Source organism: Kribbella albertanoniae (assembly GCF_004348455.1).
Lineage (GTDB): Bacteria > Actinomycetota > Actinomycetes > Propionibacteriales > Kribbellaceae > Kribbella > Kribbella albertanoniae.
On record NZ_SMKA01000016.1, the window covers coordinates 34,854 to 50,633 of the forward strand.

The window sequence follows — 15,780 nt, forward strand, 5'->3', positions numbered from 1 at the left end:
GACGCCGCACCGCTCAGGCGTGCTGGTGGGCAGACGGTGGCGCGCGGCGGTTGGTGCGGGCAGGAGCGGTGTCGTACCCCCGGGGGGCAGGCAGAAGAGTCGGTTGTCCACAGGCAGCAAAGTCATCGGTCGGCGAAGGGGGCGATCTCAATATGTTCCAAGCATGGATGACTTACTGACTGACGACTTCGATTGTTACGACGACGAAGAAGGCCTGCCGCCCGACGATCTCTCCGATGTGGAGCGGCTGTGGCGAGCAGGGAACACCCACGAACGACGGGGTGAGTATGTGGAGGCGCTGATCCTGTACTCACAGGGGTTCAGCGGGCTGAGTGACGATGAGGGCCGCTACTCAGGGTGGGCGGAAGTGTTGCTCAGCGGCCGACGTCGGATGAAGCATGCGCTGGGCATCAGGTTGGACGGCCTTGAAGCGCGGGCCGACGTCGGGGCGGTCGAGAGCACCAACCTCTACTTGGATGTGCTCGACCTCCTGCGAGAGCCGCGGATCAGTCACGGGCAGGTTCACGTCTGGAGCCGGTCGGAACTCCTTGCCGCCCGTGGGGCGTGGCCGGTGCGTATCAGCCTCGACAGCATCGTGGACTATTACCACGGGGTCGAGCGCGGATTGCGCCGACTCAACGAGCCTGTCCTTGTCATGCACCGGACCATTGCCTTCTTCCACGACCGGATCGAGGAGGCCCAGCCGCTGTTCGAGGAATCTGGATACAGCCTCACGTCGATCAAGTGGCCTCGGGACGACGGCACTGGGATTGCCTGGCCGCCGGGACGCAATCAGTCGTGCTGGTGCGGGTCCGAGGCGAAGTACAAGAGATGCTGCGGGGCGGCGGCATTGCAGAGCTCAGTCGACCTGGCCTGGGGTCCGGCCCGGTTGCGCGCGGGGGCGGAGTTGGCTGTCTGTAGGGTGTGATTTATGGCGGATGAGTTTCGGGTTGAGGTCGTGCTGGGGAATGACGAGCACGGGTTGACGTTCTGGGATCGGTTGCGGGCGCTGGATCTGGATGACGACGCGCGGAAGCGGCTCGGGAGTCAGGTGACGGTGACGCGGGACGGGAACCGGATGCTGCTGTACACGCAGACTCTGGAGGATGCTCAGGAGGCGGAGCGGACCGTCAAGGAGCTTGTTGCCGACGACAACCTGACGGCTGAGTACACGGTGACTCGGTGGAATGCGGCCGAGCAGGAGTGGACGGATCCGAGTGTGCCGGTCGGGGCTCATGACGAGGCCAGTGACGAGGCGAAGAACGCGGGTATGGAGGTGCCGGACCCGCGGTACGTCGTGATGCAGGCGTACAAGCCGGAGTTCCTGCGCGACCTGGGTCTCTAGACCGGAATGTAGCCGCTCTGCTGCCGGAAGTCGTCCGCAGCAGACTGGTGTACGGCGGCCTGGTCGGGGTGGCCGAGGGCGCGGTAGCAGTCGGCGATCAGGGCGTTGACGTGGTACTGGCCGACGCCGTACTCCACGGCCTGGAGCTCAGCCAGCGCGGTCAGCGCTAGTTCGAGAGCGCTCCCTGGGTCTCCCCCGCGGAAGATGCAGCATGCCTGCCAGCTGTGAGCCTCGGCCAGCATCGTGCCGTAGCCGGCCTCGCGAGCCGTCGTTTCGGCCTGGTCGAAGGACGCGCGAGCGGAGGGAACGTCGCCCGCGGCCAGGTGGATCTCGCCGATCACGAGCCGGCTGAAGCACTCGTGGTAGCGCGAGGTGATCTCGTGGCTGCTCTTGAGTGCCTCGGCGGCGTGCGCCAGAGCGGCCGGGTAGTCCTGGCGGCTGCGGTCGAGTTCGGCCAGTGACAACCGCCAGCCGATCACGTCGAGGCGGTTCTCCCCAGGCACCAGCGCCAGGTCGGCCTCGGCCTTCTCGTACTCCCCCAGGTCGGTGTACGCAGCCGCCCGGTTGACGCGGGCGATCCAGCTCTTCCCGGCGGACAGGTCGAGGCATTCGGTCGCGCACTCGATGGCTTCGCGGAACCGGCCGAGATGCAGGTAGTTCAGCGACTGGTTCAGCAACGCGACCGGCAGCCGCGCGGTCTCGCCGAGAGAGCGGAAGCGAGCGATCCCCTCCGCGAGCAGCTCCGACGACTTTCGCAGTTGACCGCGGTCGTTGTAGGCGACGCCGAGATTGCACAGCAGCGCGGCTTCTCCCAGCGTGAACCCGCTCTCGCGGTACAGCTCGATGGCCTGAGTGCTGTGCTCGATGGCGCTCACCGCGTCGCCGGTGATCCGGGCGAGCACGCCGCGCGCGTGCTCGATCGCGCCCCGACCGCGGGCGTCAGGCCCGGCGGCTGCGCCGAGTTCGACCAGGCTGCGCCAGAGGCCGATCAGGCTGTACTCGTACAAGTACGGCCGGACGATGTCCGCGAGCAGCCAAACGACCTCGGTCGGGCCGATCCGCAGGGCTTCGGTCGCGATCGCCTCGATGTTGGCGAGCTCCCCCTCCAGCCAGCTCTCCGCCGGCCAGGCCTCCGGGTCGCCGGTGACAACGCCGTCGTACGTCGTGATCGGCAGCCGGACCGCGGCCGGGAACAACTGGTTGATCGCGGCGTTCGCCGTACCGACATACCAGCTGCACAAGGCGTTCCAGGCGTCGAGGTCGGGCGGGCCGAGCAGTCCGGCGTACTCCCGGACGAGGTCGTGCATCAGGTAGCGGTCGTCGCCCACCGGCTCCAGGAAGCTCGCGGCTTCGAGGCTGGAGACGACGAGTTCGTGGTCGGCGCCGACCAGTGCTGCGGCTGCGTCGCGACCGAATTCGGCGCCGGGGAACTGGGACAGCAGGCGGAAGCCGCGCTGGACCGCGGGTTCGAGGAGTTCGTACGACGTTTGGAACGCAGCACTGACTGCGACTTCGTCGTCAATGGTCAGCGTGGGCAGGGCGCCGGCGGTTCGCATCCGGGCGACGTACTCGGCGATCGAGCCACGCGCTGCGTTGGCGCCCGCGATCCGGAGCGCCAGCGGCAGACCGGAGCACGCCGCCACCAGCTCACGGACGGCATCGTCATCAGTTGCATCGAGCAACAAACGAATGAGTACGGCGCTGTCGTCGTCGGTCAGCGTCGAGACACGGAGGCCGATGGCGCCGTCGAGCGCGATCAGGCCGCCCAGCGCGCTCCGGCTCGTCACGAGAACGGCGCTCCCGGCCCGACCGGGCAGCAGCGGGCGGACCTGAGCCGCATCGCGAGCGTCATCGAGTACCAGGAGAACGCTGCGATCAGCGAGCCGAGCGCGGAACATGGCGGCCCGGTCATCGAGATCGTCGGGAATCACCGACGGATCGACGCCCGAGGAACGCAGTAGCTCAGCCAGTACGTCGCCCGGGCGGCGCGGCTGTCCCGACGCTCCCCGGAGCCGCACGAACCACTGACCGTCGGGGAACTGCTCGACCAGCTGATGCGCGGCGCGAACGCAGAGAGCGCTCTTTCCGACTCCCGGGGCGCCGGACAGCACCACTACCGGTACGCCATCGGTCGTGCAGATCAGCTTCGAGACCTCGGCCACCAGGCTGTCCCGGCCGATCAGCTGGCGGACGTCGAGCGGGAGCTGGTTCTGCGGATGCCAGTCATCGGGTGCCGCGGCCGCCTCAAGGGAGGACGTGAGGATCGCCTGACGCAGTTGGCGGAGTTCGTCGCCGGGGTCGAGGCCGAACTCGTCCGCGAGCCGAGCCGCGATCGCGTCGTACGCCGAGAGCGCCTCGATCTGGCGTCCGCAGCGATAGAGCGCGGTCATCAGCAGACCGCCGAGGCGTTCGCGCAGCGGTTCTTGCGCGGCGAGGGTCTGGAGATCGGGCAGAACCTCAGCATGATCACCGCGGGCCAGCCGGGCGGCGTAGTACTGCTCGGTCGCGGCCAGCCGCTCCTCGTTCAGCCCCACAGCCACATGCGGATCCACAGAGAGCGCTCTCCCGCGCCACTGATCAAGCGCTCTCTCGAGATGCATGATCTCGCGAGCAGGATCTGACGCAGCCTCGGCCACGGCTGAACGGAAGATCACGAGATCTCGGGGCTCAGCGGCCAGCAGATACCCCTGACCACGAGTCTGGAGAACGTCTGTTCCGACGATCTCGCGGAGGCGCCGTACATAGGTGTGCAGTGAGGCCTTGGGATTCGCGGGCTGGGTGTCCTCCGGCCAGAGCCGGTCGATCAGTTCATCCACCGGGACGACGCGGTGCGGACGCAAGAGCAGGGTCGCGAGGAGCGTCTGCAGACGCGGCGCCAGCGCGGGGATCACACGTCCGTCGACGACGATCTCGAGCGGGCCGAGGATGCGGAACTCCATCGGCCCAGTCTGGCAGGACGAGGGCTCGCTCTGGGGCCCATGACAACGGTTCGGTGACGGCGGACCGCAACCACACGACGGTGCCTCCCCCGGCCGACTAATCTCGGCGGGTCGCTGCGCGCTCACTCGGCGTGGTTCTGCAACTCTTGAAGGTGCTCGAGGGAGAGGGGAATCATGTCTCGTCGACATGGTCTAGTGGCCGGTGCCGTCGTTCTGTCGATCGTCCTGACCGGCTGCGCCGATGTGGCTGCCAGCGAGACGGGAACGCCGGCGACCACGCCGACTCCCAGTGCCGGCGGCACGACGACCTCTCCCCCGGCCAGCACGCCGACTCCGTCCGCGAAGCCCACGGTCAAACCGACGGTGAAGCCCACGCCGAAGCCGAAGAATCCGCACAACGCGCAGTACTACGCGTTGAAGGTGGAGCAGAAACTGGAGAAGCTCGGCTACCCGGTCGGCGACGCCGACGGCAAGATCACCGTGCGGGCCCGGCAGGCGTTGTGTGCCTGGCGTGAGACGCAAGGCCTGCCGATCAGCCGCAAGGGTCTGACGCTGGACGACGCTTACTCGGTGATCAACGCAACGGCGAAGCCGACGCCGACGCGCGCGGACGGCATCTACGTCAACAAGACCTGCCAGATCCTGTACCAAATCGTGGGCAAGCAGTACAAGCGGATCGTCTGGATCTCGACCGGCGCCTCCGGCTACGACACCCCGAACCGCACCGGCAAGGTGTGGCGCAAGTGGGCCGGCGCGCACGAGAGCAGCCTGTACGACGACGCGTACATGTACGACTCGATCTACTTCCTCAAGGATCGCCCGGGGATCGCGCTGCACGGATCTCGCGTCAACTCGCTGATCAAGCCGTACCCGGCCAGCCACCGCTGCGTCCGTGTCCTGCGTCCGGAGATCCATCACATCTTCGATGAGACCCCGATCGGTACGACGGTCTCGGTCTACGGCAAGTTCGTCTGGAGCTGAGCTGCGCGGCCGCAGGCGTAGAGGGCACCGGTCGTCGGGTCCGCGGCGAGTTGCGGGGAGTTGTGCCACTCACTGGCCAGGCCGGTCAGGATCGTCGAGGTCGACAGGTCTGCTTCGATCTGCAGTACTGCGTCTTCGGTCGCGAGGTACAGCCGATCGTCGACCGATACCAGTCGGCCCGGCTCCTCCGCGTCGACCTGGCCGAGCCGGACGAGTTGCTGCGTTTCGGGTGCGGCTGCGAACAGACGGCCGTCGCGAGTTACGCCGTACAGGAGGTCTCGGTGCCAGGCCAGACTTGTGTACTGCGTGACTTCGTCCAGCGGCTGCCAGGTCCACGAGAGTTGTCGTTTCGCGAGATCGAACCCTGCGAGCAGTGCATTCGTACCGAGTGATTGCAACCCGTCCGCGATCGTCTCGCTGCCGATGATCACGGTTCTGTCTGTGGAGTGCGGACTGCTGGGGCGGAGGGCGAGGGAGGCGAGAGCGTGATCTCGGAGGAGGTCGTCGTACCGCTCGATCGTCCCGGTCGCTGGAGTGATGACGGCGAGCGCTCCGCCACGATGGCCGTACTGGTTTCGGGTGACGATCAGGACGAGATCGTCGTCAGGGGACCAGGCGATGTCGCGAGGACGGTTCGACAGGCCGCCGATCTTTCCGACGCGACTGATCTGCTGGGTGTCGGCGTCGCAGCGGCAGATCGTGGCGCCGGGATAGAGCGCGAGGTAGGCGGCGTCGCCGGTCGACACCATCGCCTTGGGTTCGCCGTCGACGACGTACCGGCGCATGCTCCGGTCGGTCGGCCGATGGACGCAGAGCCCGAAGTTGCCGCCCACCAGGACCTCGTCTCCCAGTGTGCACAGGGATTGCGGCGGTTCGACGTGGGCGGGAAGTCCTCGTTGGCCGAGGTCGATGACGGTCGCGCTATCGGCTGACCAGCGCCAGGATTGTCCGCCGCCGGAGATTCCGGATACGCCGTCGGTGTCCACCGTGAGGCTCCGGGTCTCTTGACCTGGCAGCGGCGTCCAGACCCGATCGAGTTGGCCGGTCGCCGTGTCGTAGCGGAAGAGGGAGCCGCTCGGCCGGCCGGTGCACCAGACGATGTGACCGTCGACGGCGATCGCGTCGATCGTTCGTTCGTGGGTTTCAATTACGTGGTGCTGGTGATCGGTGACTATCAGGAGACCGCCGGGTTCGGTGCCGAGGGCAACGAGATCGCCGGTGACCGCGAGGGAGTAGACGAAGTCTTCGCCGGCCAGTTCGGGGATCGGTATTTCCTGCGTCTCATTCGTTGCAGGGTTCAGTGTGAGAAGGCGTGCCGGGCAGCCGGTGCCGATGTGGATCACCCGGCGATCCGGGTCGCCCGCGAGCGCGCGGACATAGGTTGCTGAAGGCAAGGGAGAGCCCAGGTCACGGGTCGTCCCGGTGGCTTCGTCGAGCTCGTACACCTTTCCGCCGGGGTAGGTTCCCGCGTAGATCCGGTGGGCGGGACCGAGCGTCAGCGCGAAGACGAACTCTTCCTCGCCGAGTCGGCCGAAGGTGGTGACGGCTCCGGAGCGCAGATCCCAGCGGTGCACGTTCGCGGTCGGATAGGTGCCCACGAACACCGCCGAGCCCGAAACGGCGATGCCCCAGCCGCCGTGGCCGTTCGGCAGGCTCACTCGCCGGCTGATGTCGGGATCGTTGTGCAGTTCGATCTCTGCCACGGTGCATGGCGCAAGTCCGCGGGTGACCACATACGTTCGATCGCCAGGTCCACCGTTGGTCGCGCCGGTGAGCGGAGTACCGGTGACGGCTGGGCCGAGCGGCGTGATGATGCGGCTGGCCGGCTCGAACCGATAGAGATCCATGTCAGGGCCGGGGCATCGCCGCGGCGTCCTGATGATCGACCATCTGGATCTGCTGGCGGCGGATCCGCGTCGATCCCCACTGACCGAGTGGGGCGAGAGCGGCGTTCAGGGCGCGGCCCTCGTCGGTCAGCGAATATTCCACCCGCGGCGGGACCTCGGCGTACACGGTCCGGATCACGAGGCCGTCCTGCTCCATCTCGCGCAGGTGCTGGGTCAGCATCTTCTCGCTGACGCCGGGCAGCCCGCGCCGCAGCTCGGCGAACCGGCGGATGCCGTGCTCATCGAGCTCCCAGAGGATCAGGCCCTTCCACTTACCGCTCACGACGTCCATGGCCGCGTCGATACCGCAGATGTACGGACCTTGCCGCTCCGACCTCGTCATCTGAACCCCACTAACCAAAAAGTAAGTACCGCAGTAAATAGTGCGTACTTCCGTGATCTCAAGTGACAGCCAAGCATGGAGAGGACCACCAAGACAACCAAGGAGTCTCATGTCCCGCACTTCCGTCACCCTCATCGGCCTCGGTCCGATGGGACAGGCGATGGTCCGCACGCTGCTCGCGGCCGGACACCCGGTGACCGTCTGGAACCGGACCTCTTCCCGCGCCTCCGGCGTCGTGGCCGACGGCGCCGTTCTCGCCGCGACCCCGCTCGAAGCCGTCGAGGCCAGTGATCTCGTGATCTTGAGCCTCACCGACTATCAGGCGATGTACGACGTTCTCGAACCGGCCGTTGAATCGTTGGCCGGCCGAACCGTGGTGAACCTCAGCTCCGACACTCCCGATCGCACTCGCTCGGCGGCGGAGTGGGCAGCTAAGCACGGCGCGACGTTCCTGACTGGCGGTGTGATGATCCCCGCGCCGATGGTCGGCACCGATCAGGCGTACGTCTACTACAGCGGCCCGAGCGCCGTTCTCGAGCAGCACCGGGCCACGCTGTCCTTGATCGGTGCGCCGCGGTATCTGGGCGAGGACCCGGGACTGGCGCAGCTCATGTACCAGGCTCAGCTCGATGTGTTCCTGACGACGCTTTCGTCGCTGATGCATGCAACGGCACTACTCGGTACGGCGGGTGTGACCGCGGCCGAGGCTTTGCCGGAGCTGCTCCAGACCGTCCGCGGTATTCCCGAGATGCTGGACGCGGGTGCTGAGAACGTCGGCGCGGACATTGATGCCGGCAAGTACCCGGGAGACCTGAGCACCATCACGATGATGGGCGCGACGGCCGACCACATCGTCGGAGCGAGCGAGGCCGCCGGTGTCGATGTCGGACTGCCGCGGGCGGTTCAGGCGCATTACCACCGTGCGATCGAGGACGGCCACGGCGGCGACAACTGGACGCGGATCATCGACGGCATCCGCAGCCCGCGGTAGTTGCCGAGCCCTTGGCCACTCAGCCTCAGAGCTGGGTCGGCCAGGGGCGGTGGTCCGAGAGAGCGCTGTCTAGGTACCCCGCCAGGGCGAGGGCGGTCAGGTCCTGGTGATGCGGTACGGCGAGTTGGGCGCCGATGGGGAGTCCGGTCGTGGACCAGCCTGCGTTCAGGGTGGTGGCCGGGTGGGCGGACATGTTGTACGGAACGGTGAACGCGATGTGTTCGAAGGGCTTGGCCGGGTCGTCGGTGGGATAGGCGAGCTCGGCCGGGAACGCGGTGATCGGGGCGACCGGAGACAGGATCACGTCGTGCGACCTGAAGGCTGCGGTGACTGCGGCGGCCATCGCGCCCATCTGGCTGTAGCCGTGGAAGACGTCGGCGCCGGTCAGTTCGCCGGCGGTGGAGACCCAGTCGAGGATCTGCGGGAGAACTTTGGCGCGGCGTTCTTCCGGGAGGGCGGCGATGTCGGTGGCGGAGCGGATCCGCCAGAAACGGTCGAGGCCGTCGAGCATCTCGCGGGTGATGATCGGGGCGATCGGTTCGACGATGGCGCCGGCTTTCTCGAGAACGGCCGCGGCTGCAGAGACTGCTGCGGCGATCTCGGGGTCGACCGGGAGGCCGAGGCCGGCGTCCAGGAGGAGTGCGACGCGGAGACCTGGGCGGAGAGCGCTCTCTGGTGCGCTGGCCGCGTTCTCGAGATCCGCGTTCACGAGATCCGTGTTCTGGAGCGTCGCGTTCTCGGGTGGTGGTGGGTACGACGTGTGGTCGCGGGGGTCGTAGCCGGACATCACCGAGAGGGCTAGCGCTGCGTCGGCCGCGGTTCGGGTGAGCGGGCCGATTGCTCTGCCTGGGTATGGGTTGCCGACGGCGATCCGGCCGTGGGTGGGCTTGAGGCCGACGAGACCGCACCAACCAGCGGGGAGACGGATCGAACCGCCGATGTCGGTGCCGACGTGGATCGGGCCGTACCCGGCGGCAGCTGCGGCTGCAGCACCGGCGCTTGAGCCACCCGCTGTCTTCGAGACATCCCAGGGGTTGCGGGTCAGGGGGTGGAAGGTCGAGACGCCCGACGAGAGCATCCCGTACTCCGGCATCGTCGTCTTGCTGAAGATCACCGCACCGGCGGCGCGGAGGCGGGCGGCTGCCGGCGCATCTTCAGCGGCGGGGATGAGTTCGGTGGCCGCTGTTCCTTGTGGGACTGGGGTTCCGCGGGTGGCGATGTTCTCTTTGACGGTCACCGGTACGCCGTCCAGTGGGCCGGCGGTGTTGTCGCGCCAGCGAGCCTCGGATTCGCGGGCCGCGGCGCGGGCGCCCTCCGGATCGAGGGCGTAGGTGGCGCAGAGGTGTGGCTCGAGTTGGTCGACCCGGGCGAGTACGTCCTCGAGTACCTCGACGGGCGACAGAGAGCGCTCTCTGTAGCGGCGAAGCAGCTCGGTCGCGGTCAGGTCGGCGAGACTCATCCACGCTCTCCTCAGAGTCGGGTCAGTTGGGTGGGTTGAAGCGGCCGTCTATTGCGGTCCAGCCGCCGTCTACGGCCAGGACGCTGCCGGTGACGAAGCTGGCTGCGTCTGAGGCGAGGTAGACGACTGCGCCGGCGAGTTCGCTGGGTTGGGCCCAGCGGGAGAGCGCTCCCTTCTGCGCATAGGCGTCGTACCAGGCGGGGTTTGCCTTGATCTGTGCGGTCAGTGGTGTTTCGACGACGCCGGGGGCGATGGCGTTGGCGCGGACGCCGGATGGGCCGAGCTCGGCAGCAGCGGTGCGAAGGAGCTGGACGAGGCCGGCCTTGGTGGCTGCGTAGACCGATTGGCCGGGCTCGACCGTCGTACCGCGGATCGAGCTGAAGCCGATGATGCTGCCGCGTCCCCGCTCGGCCATGTCCTTGCCGAAGGCACGGATCAGGTGGAAGGACGCCCGCAGGTTGAGGGAGACGACCCGGTCGAAGTCGTCGTTGGTGTAGTCGAGGATTCGCTTGCGGACGTTCGTGGCGGCGGTGAAGACCAGGACGTCGACGGGGTCGAGTTCGGTGACTGCTCGGGTGATCGCGTCGTCGTCGAGGATGTCCAGTGCGTACGCCGCTCCGGCGGCCGTGGCCTCGGCGGCGGCGAGATCGCGGTCGGCGCAGGTGACCTGAGCGCCGTGGGCGGCGAGAGCGAGAGCGCTTTCTCGGCCGATGCCGCTGCCTGCGCCGATCACCAGGGCGTGCTTGCCGTCGAGGCGGAAGAGGTTCGCGTAGTCCGTCATGGCCGGTTCACCTCTCAGGGGCGGGGGCGGATGATCGCCATCCGGGTGGTGGTCAGTTCCTCGATCGCGAAGCGTGGACCCTCACGACCGATCCCGGAATCCTTGACGCCGCCGTACGGCATCACATCGGAACGGAAGCCGGGGACCTCGTTGATCACCACTCCCCCGACATCGAGCTGGTCGATCGCCGTGAACGCGGTGTCGAGTGAGGCCGTGAAGACGCTGGCGTGCAGGCCGTAGCGTGAGGCGTTGACGCTGGAGAAAGCGCTCTCTAGGTCGGGAACGGAACGCACCGCGATCACCGGGCCGAAGATCTCCTCGTCCCATGCTTGTTGGCCGGACGGTACATCGGTCAGCACGATCGGGCCGAGAGTGTCGCCCTCAGCGGCGTAGGCGACGGTGGCGCCGGCATGGACCGCGTCGTCGACCCATTCGCGGACTCGGGCGGTCGAGCGGGGATCGATCAGGGCTGAGACTCGGGTCGCGGGATCGCGAGGGTCGCCGACGACGACTGCGGGCAGGCGGGCGCCGAGTTTCTCCAGCAGGGGTTGGCGAATCGACTCGACCGCGAGTACGCGCTGGACCGAGATGCAGGCTTGGCCTGAGGCGTAGTACCCACCGCGGATGATGGCGTCGGCGGCTGCGTCGAGGTCGGCATCCTCGGCAACGACCAGGGCTGAGTTCGAACCGAGTTCGAGGAGGACCTTGGTGGGGGCGGCGTCACGGGCGATCTGGTGACCGACGGCGGCCGAGCCAGTGAAAGAGACAGCTCCGATCCGGCTGTCGGTGGTGAGGGTCGCGCCGACGTCAGGTCCGCCGGTGAGTAGCTGGAGAGCGCTCTCTGGTGCCCCGTTCTCGAGCAATGCGGAGCGCATGAAATGCACGAGCCAGAGAGTTGCGAGTGGCGTCTGCGGCGCCGGCTTCACGATGATCGGGCAGCCAGCGGCAAAGGCTGGAGCGATCTTGTGCGCGGCGAGAAGGAGTGGGTAGTTGAAGCCGGTGATGCCGACGACGACACCGATCGGCTTACGGACCCAGAAGCCGCGGAGCCCTTCGCCGCTCGGCAGAAGGTCCAGCGGCACGGTCTCGCCGTGCAGGCGGGCGACTTCCTCGGCGGCAGTCTCCAGGGTGAGCAGGGTTCGATCGATCTCGACCCGGCAGTCGACGAGCGGTTTGCCGGTCTCCAGGACGAGGAGATCGACGAACGCGTCACGCTCGGCACGGACGGCGGAATGCGTTGCCTGTAAGACGTTTCGGCGCACGTACGACGGGAGGCGGCCGACGGTCTCGCGGACGGCGACGGCGTGGTCGAGGGCTTGGCGGGCGAGATCCGTGGTGCCGACTGGAGCCTCGGTGATCGTGGAACTGTCGTACGGGAAGACCACCGGGGCGGTTGCGGGTGCCTCGATCCAGGATTCACCGATCGGCAGGCCGGACGGGAACTTCACGCGGTTTCTCCCTTCGCTAGCAGGTCAGCGGTGGTGGCGCCGGAGAGCGCTCTCTCCAGCGTCGGGATCGCGGAGACCAGGCGTTGTGTGTAGGGGTGCTGGGGCGCGGCGTACACGTCACCGGTGGGGCCTGTCTCGACGATCTGGCCGGCGTTCATGACGGCGACGCGGTCGCAGACGTGCTTGACCACGGAGAGGTCGTGAGAAACGAAGATCAGGGTGAGGTTGAGTTCGTCGACGAGATCGGAGATCAGGTTCAGGACCTGGGCGCGGACGGAGACGTCGAGGGCGCTCACCGGTTCGTCGGCGATCAGGATGCGGGGGCGCGGGGCCAGGGCGCGGGCGATCGAGATCCGCTGACGCTGGCCGCCGGAGAACTGGTGCGGGTAGCGATCTCCGGCGTCGCTCGAGAGACCCACGGCATCCAGTAGCTCGAGAACGCGTTCTCGGGAGGCGGGGTGGCCTTGGACGACCAGGGGTTCGGCGATGATGTCGCGGACGCGCATCCGGGGATCGAGTGAGCTCATCGGGTCCTGGAAGACGAGCTGGAGGTTCTCACGGAGGAACCGGAGCCGCCGTTCCGGGAGATCGGTGATCTCGTTGCCTTCGACAAGGATCTGGCCGGAGGTCGGGCGGTCGAGGGCAGCGATCAGGCGGAGCAGGGTCGACTTGCCGCAGCCGGATTCGCCGACGATGCCGAATCGTTCGCCCTGCTTGACCTCCAGGCTGACACCGCGGAGCGCGTGGACGACGGGAGCGGGACGTAGGAGCGACGTACGGGGGCGCGGGTAGTCGCGGACCACGTCGATCACCTGAACCGCTGCCGCAGGTGTGGGGCTCTCAGGCATGGGAGGCTCCGGCGGGGTGGTGGCAGGCGTAGCCGGTGGTGGGGGTGCCGGACCAGGCGGGCGTGGTGGCGCAGAGGTCGGTGGCGTGGGTGCAGCGGTTGCGGAAGACGCAGCCGGAGGGGAAGTGGCCGGCCGCGGGAACGGTTCCAGGAATCGTGGTGAGGCGTGGGCGGGACGCCGTACCGGCTTGGAGGTTCGTGCGACCGGATGCGGGAGCGGCGGCTTCCAGGTTGGAGGCGGCTAGGAGGCCTTGGGTGTAGCGGTGGCGGGGGTTGGTGAAGACCTCGTGGACGGGGCCGGATTCGACGACGCGGCCGCCGTACATGACCAGGACTCGTTCGCAGACGGTGGCGACGACGGCCAGGTCGTGGGTGATGAAGAGCAGGGCCGATGATCGGGCCAGGACGCCTTGGACGATGAGGTCCAGGACGAGGGCTTGGACCGTGACGTCGAGCGCCGTGGTGGGTTCGTCGCAGATCAGCAGCGCCGGGTCGTTGGCCAGGGCGATGGCGAGAACGATGCGCTGACGCTGGCCGCCCGAGAGCTGATGCGGGTAGGCGCGCAGCAGGTCGGCCGGGAGTTGCACGCGGTCGAGAAGGTCGGCGGCAGCGGCGCGAGCGGCGGTTCGCGTCGGCTGGGTGTGATGGATCAGCATCGACTCGGCGATCTGATCACCGATCCGCATGGTCGGGTTGAGCGCGGTCATCGGTTCCTGGAAGACCATCGCGAGATCGCGGCCGCGGATCCGAGATAGCGCTCTCTCGTCGGCGCCGATCAGGTCGTGATCGATGCCGGTCAACCGGACCGAGCCAGACGGTACGACGTCGTCCGGGAGCAGGCCGAGGATGCTCAGAGCGGTCAGCGACTTACCCGAACCGGACTCACCGATCAGACCGACCCGTTCCCCCGGCCCTACCGTCAGATCGACATCGGACACGAGCTGGGTGTCGCGAACGGACACGTTGAGCCCTTGGACAGTGAGAACGTCGGGCGTCATCGGCGATCTTCTAACTTGGGATCGAAGCGGTCACGAAGCCCATCACCGAGCAGGTTGAACCCAAGAACGGCAACGGCGATGGCGATCCCGGGAAAGACCGCCAGCCGCGGAGCGCTGAACAGAAACTCCTGACTCTCCTGAAGCATCCGACCCCACGACGGCGTCGGCGGCGGCGTCCCATACCCAAGGAAAGAGAGCGCGGCCTCAGCAAGAACCGCGATCGCAAAGGAGACCGATGCCTGAACGGTGATCAGGCTCGTCACGTTCGGCAGAACATGCCGAGCAGCGATCGGGAACGGTTTCCGGCCGGCAGCACGAGCCGCCAGCACGTACTCGGTCCGCATCACCTGCAACGCGCCGCTCCGGATCACCCGCGCGAAGCTCGGCACCGAAGCGATGCCGATGGCAACCATCGCGGTGAGCGTGCTCGCACCGAAGACCGCGCCGAACATGATCGCCAGCAACAGCGCTGGGAACGCGAGCATCAGATCATTGGTTCTCATGATCAGCTCACTCGGCCAGCGCGGAGTCATCGCGGCCAGCACCCCGAGCGGTACGCCGATCACCGCGGCCACCCCCACCGCGACGACACCGACGAACAGCGTGGTCCGCGATCCGACCATGATCTGGCTGAACACGTCCCGCCCGAACTTGTCCGTCCCGAACCAGTGCTCCCACGACGGCATGGCCAACCGCCCCGACGGGTTGACGAGCGTCGCGTCGTACGGCGTCCAGACGAAGGACAGCAGTGCCATCAGCGCGATGACACCGACGATCACGCCGCCGGCGACCAGGCTCGGGTTCAGGCGCCTCATCGCGACCCCGTCCGCAGTCGCGGGTCCAGAGCGACGTACAGGAGGTCCACTAGGAAGTTGACCAGCAGTACGGCGACGACCAGCACCATGACTACGTCTTGCACCAAAATCAGGTCCCGCTGCGACACGCCATCCAGTAGCAGGCTGCCGAGCCCAGGGATGACGAAAACGCGTTCTACGACCACAGCACCGATCAGCAGCGTTGCGAGCTGCAGACCGAGCACCGTCACCACCGGTACGGCGGCATTGCGCAGACCGTGCCGCCACAGCGCCGGAAACGGCCGCAGCCCCTTAGCGCGCGCCGTACGGAGGTAGTCCTCCCGCAGCACGTCCAGCACCGCACTGCGCACATAGCGAGTCAGTACGGCGCCCTGTACCAACCCGAGCGACAACGCCGGCAGCACCAACTGCCGTAGGAACTGAACCGGGTCCACAGCCGGTGGAGTCCACCCGTTCGCCGGGAGCCACCCGAGCTTCACTGCGAACACCATGATCAGCAGAATGCCCGCCAGGAACGCCGGTACCGCGACACCGACCTGAGAGAGCGCCGAGAGCGCTACCCCGGACAGTCGCCGGTGGCGCGCTGCCATCACCGTTCCGGCCGGTACGGCGAGCACCAGTGCGATCAGCATCCCGGCCACGACCAGTAGCAGCGTCACCTGGAGCCGGTCGAACACCTGCGGTCCGATCGCCGCCTTCGACACGTACGACGTACCGAGGTCGCCCCGGAGCAGTCCGCCGAGCCAATCGACGTACTGGGTCGGGAGCGGTCGGTCGAGGCCGAACTGGCGTCGCAGCTCGGCCACCGCCTCGTCTGACGCGTTGACGCCGAGTGCGACCCGGGCCGGGTCGCCGGGCAGCACGGCCATGAAACCGAACACCAGCACCGAGCTGACTCCAAGACTGACCAAGAGCACAGCGGTGCGCTCGATCAGGCGAAGAATCAC

The 15,780-nt window shown here is 67.4% G+C and carries 14 protein-coding genes; 4 read left to right on the plus strand and 10 right to left on the minus strand.

From position 1 onward, the window contains the following. Positions 1 to 163 precede the first annotated feature (163 nt). Complete coding sequence (locus tag E1261_RS06750; RefSeq protein ID WP_202874380.1) at positions 164 to 928, plus strand: SEC-C domain-containing protein; 765 nt, start codon at positions 164 to 166, stop codon at positions 926 to 928. Positions 929 to 931: 3 nt separating this feature from the next. Further along, positions 932 to 1,345 (plus strand): hypothetical protein, encoded by a 414-nt coding sequence (locus E1261_RS06755; RefSeq protein WP_132403536.1) that lies wholly within the window; start codon positions 932 to 934, stop codon positions 1,343 to 1,345. Here the strand turns inward: E1261_RS06755 and E1261_RS06760 are convergent. Then, positions 1,342 to 4,284 carry an AfsR/SARP family transcriptional regulator gene (locus E1261_RS06760; protein WP_165952401.1) on the minus strand — a complete coding sequence of 981 codons (2,943 nt, stop codon included), beginning with the start codon at positions 4,282 to 4,284 and terminating at the stop codon, positions 1,342 to 1,344. The two genes, E1261_RS06755 and E1261_RS06760, sit on opposite strands and share 4 nt — an antisense overlap. Positions 4,285 to 4,458: 174 nt before the next feature. Between E1261_RS06760 and E1261_RS06765 the strand changes: the two genes are divergently transcribed. Beyond that, positions 4,459 to 5,265: a L,D-transpeptidase gene (locus E1261_RS06765; RefSeq protein ID WP_132403542.1), complete on the plus strand. Its 807-nt coding sequence runs from the start codon at positions 4,459 to 4,461 to the stop codon at positions 5,263 to 5,265. On the opposite strand, the gene E1261_RS06770 is transcribed toward E1261_RS06765, so the two are convergent. Together E1261_RS06770 and E1261_RS06775 are read right to left on the minus strand one after the other, a co-directional pair. After that, a complete protein-coding gene (locus E1261_RS06770; RefSeq protein ID WP_132403545.1) occupies positions 5,241 to 7,112 on the minus strand; it encodes an NHL repeat-containing protein in 1,872 nt (623 codons plus the stop codon). The genes E1261_RS06765 and E1261_RS06770 overlap by 25 nt on opposite strands. 1 nt (position 7,113) lies before the next feature. Continuing rightward, entirely contained in the window at positions 7,114 to 7,494 is a 381-nt protein-coding gene (locus E1261_RS06775; protein WP_132403548.1) for a winged helix-turn-helix transcriptional regulator, read from the minus strand. 52 nt (positions 7,495 to 7,546) lie between these two features. On the opposite strand from E1261_RS06775, the gene E1261_RS06780 reads away from it, so the two are divergent. After that, positions 7,547 to 8,485, plus strand: a complete 939-nt coding sequence (locus E1261_RS06780) for an NAD(P)-dependent oxidoreductase (protein WP_338033910.1) — start codon at positions 7,547 to 7,549, stop codon at positions 8,483 to 8,485. A gap of 25 nt (positions 8,486 to 8,510) precedes the next feature. Here E1261_RS06780 and E1261_RS06785 read toward each other — a convergent pair whose 3' ends face one another. Genes E1261_RS06785 through E1261_RS06815 form a run of 7 tightly spaced genes read right to left on the minus strand, consistent with a single transcriptional unit; the run spans position 8,511 to position 15,780 of the window. Further along, complete coding sequence (locus E1261_RS06785) at positions 8,511 to 9,944, minus strand: amidase (protein WP_132403554.1); 1,434 nt, start codon at positions 9,942 to 9,944, stop codon at positions 8,511 to 8,513. Positions 9,945 to 9,966: 22 nt separating this feature from the next. Further along, positions 9,967 to 10,725, minus strand: a complete 759-nt coding sequence (locus E1261_RS06790) for an SDR family NAD(P)-dependent oxidoreductase (protein WP_132403557.1) — start codon at positions 10,723 to 10,725, stop codon at positions 9,967 to 9,969. A 14-nt stretch (positions 10,726 to 10,739) separates the two neighbouring features. Continuing rightward, the gene (locus E1261_RS06795; RefSeq protein WP_132403560.1) at positions 10,740 to 12,173 is read right to left on the minus strand and encodes an aldehyde dehydrogenase family protein; all 1,434 of its coding nucleotides are present in this window, start codon (positions 12,171 to 12,173) and stop codon (positions 10,740 to 10,742) included. Then, entirely contained in the window at positions 12,170 to 13,021 is an 852-nt protein-coding gene (locus E1261_RS06800) for an ATP-binding cassette domain-containing protein (RefSeq protein WP_132403562.1), read from the minus strand. Before E1261_RS06800 ends, E1261_RS06795 begins: the two co-directional genes overlap by 4 nt. Then, on the minus strand, positions 13,014 to 14,018 hold the full coding sequence (locus E1261_RS06805; RefSeq protein WP_132403565.1) for an ABC transporter ATP-binding protein: 1,005 nt from the start codon (positions 14,016 to 14,018) through the stop codon (positions 13,014 to 13,016). The genes E1261_RS06800 and E1261_RS06805 overlap by 8 nt, the downstream gene beginning before the upstream one ends. Beyond that, positions 14,015 to 14,833 (minus strand): ABC transporter permease, encoded by an 819-nt coding sequence (locus E1261_RS06810; RefSeq protein WP_132403568.1) that lies wholly within the window; start codon positions 14,831 to 14,833, stop codon positions 14,015 to 14,017. The genes E1261_RS06805 and E1261_RS06810 overlap by 4 nt, the downstream gene beginning before the upstream one ends. Beyond that, positions 14,830 to 15,780 carry an ABC transporter permease gene (locus E1261_RS06815; RefSeq protein WP_132403571.1) on the minus strand — a complete coding sequence of 317 codons (951 nt, stop codon included), beginning with the start codon at positions 15,778 to 15,780 and terminating at the stop codon, positions 14,830 to 14,832. The genes E1261_RS06810 and E1261_RS06815 overlap by 4 nt, the downstream gene beginning before the upstream one ends.

Coding starts and splice junctions, on each gene's coding strand:
- E1261_RS06760 (WP_165952401.1), bottom strand. CDS start 4,284: ATGGAGTTCCGCATCCTCGGCCCGCTCGAGATCGTCGTCGACGGACGT.
- E1261_RS06765 (WP_132403542.1), top strand. CDS start 4,459: ATGTCTCGTCGACATGGTCTAGTGGCCGGTGCCGTCGTTCTGTCGATC.
- E1261_RS06790 (WP_132403557.1), bottom strand. CDS start 10,725: ATGACGGACTACGCGAACCTCTTCCGCCTCGACGGCAAGCACGCCCTG.
- E1261_RS06755 (WP_132403536.1), top strand. CDS start 932: ATGGCGGATGAGTTTCGGGTTGAGGTCGTGCTGGGGAATGACGAGCAC.
- E1261_RS06805 (WP_132403565.1), bottom strand. CDS start 14,018: ATGACGCCCGACGTTCTCACTGTCCAAGGGCTCAACGTGTCCGTTCGC.
- E1261_RS06750 (WP_202874380.1), top strand. CDS start 164: ATGGATGACTTACTGACTGACGACTTCGATTGTTACGACGACGAAGAA.
- E1261_RS06810 (WP_132403568.1), bottom strand. CDS start 14,833: ATGAGGCGCCTGAACCCGAGCCTGGTCGCCGGCGGCGTGATCGTCGGT.
- E1261_RS06770 (WP_132403545.1), bottom strand. CDS start 7,112: ATGGATCTCTATCGGTTCGAGCCGGCCAGCCGCATCATCACGCCGCTC.
- E1261_RS06785 (WP_132403554.1), bottom strand. CDS start 9,944: ATGAGTCTCGCCGACCTGACCGCGACCGAGCTGCTTCGCCGCTACAGA.
- E1261_RS06800 (WP_132403562.1), bottom strand. CDS start 13,021: ATGCCTGAGAGCCCCACACCTGCGGCAGCGGTTCAGGTGATCGACGTG.
- E1261_RS06775 (WP_132403548.1), bottom strand. CDS start 7,494: ATGACGAGGTCGGAGCGGCAAGGTCCGTACATCTGCGGTATCGACGCG.